At 60.2% G+C, this 261-nt stretch carries 1 protein-coding gene; it reads right to left on the reverse strand.

What is annotated here, in order from left to right:
• A partial coding sequence (locus RMT89_RS43845; RefSeq protein ID WP_315889336.1) for a hypothetical protein occupies positions 1–227 on the reverse strand: 227 nt, incomplete at its 3' end.
• Between the last annotated feature and the right edge of the window lie 34 nt (positions 228–261).

Below are 261 nucleotides of genomic sequence, written 5' to 3' on the forward strand. Positions count from 1 at the left end.
TCGCGAATAAAGTTGACGGGACGGGCAAGCCTGAATGCATATTTAGCGTCCCAGGCCGAGATGCCGGCGTCGGCCATCGTGACATTGATCAGGACAAGCAGCCGCGCCATGTCAGCGACCTTTGTCACAGGCTTCTCGTGCAGTGCGACGGATGTAGCAATCTCTTTGTAGAGGCGCGGCGGGGCGCAAAGGAGCGCGGTACCGTCGTAGGCCCAAAAGTTGCCCACGATGGTCTGCCCCTTATCGCGACTGGTGGCGGTC

The organism is Streptomyces sp. P17, assembly GCF_032436805.1.
Taxonomy (GTDB): domain Bacteria; phylum Actinomycetota; class Actinomycetes; order Streptomycetales; family Streptomycetaceae; genus Streptomyces.